A 625-nucleotide genomic window follows, 5' to 3' on the forward strand; every position below is an offset into this window, starting at 1 on the left:
ACACCGAGGCGTTCCAGTTGGCCGACGCCCGTCAGCAACGTTTCGCCCTGGATCGCGGCAGCAACGCCGTGGCGGTCGGCAGCGAGCGTTCGTTCAACGGCCGTGGCATGTTGCTGGCCAACCCGCATTTCCCATGGGTCGGCGGCATGCGTTTCTATCAGATGCACCTGACCATCCCCGGCAAGCTCGATGTCATGGGCGCGGCTTTGCCGGGTCTGCCGATGATCAACATCGGTTTCAACCAGCATCTGGCCTGGACCCACACTGTCGACTCATCGAAACACTTCACCTTGTATCGCCTGCAACTCGATCCAAAGGATCCGACCCGGTATTTGCTCGATGGCAAGTCGCTGCCACTGAGCAAGCAGGCGGTTACCGTGCAGGTCAAGCAGGCTGACGGGCAGGTCGTGCCAGTGAAGCGCGATATCTACAGTTCAAAGTTCGGCCCGATCGTGCAATGGCCGGGCAAGCTCGACTGGGACAAGCAATATGCCTACAGCTTGCGCGATGCCAACCTCGACAACGATCGCGTGCTCGAACAGTGGTATGCGATGAACCGGGCCGGCAGTCTCAAGGATCTGCAAGACGCGGTGCACACGACCCAGGGCATTCCGTGGGTCAACAC

Annotated in this window: 1 protein-coding gene; it reads left to right on the plus strand. The window is 60.3% G+C overall.

The features are described 5' to 3' along the window. Positions 1–625, plus strand: a 625-nt coding sequence (locus J5M71_RS26515; RefSeq protein WP_207838441.1) for a penicillin acylase family protein, incomplete at both ends; no start/stop codon positions are given.

Source organism: Pseudomonas sp. 43(2021) (genome assembly GCF_017490805.1).
GTDB lineage: Bacteria > Pseudomonadota > Gammaproteobacteria > Pseudomonadales > Pseudomonadaceae > Aquipseudomonas.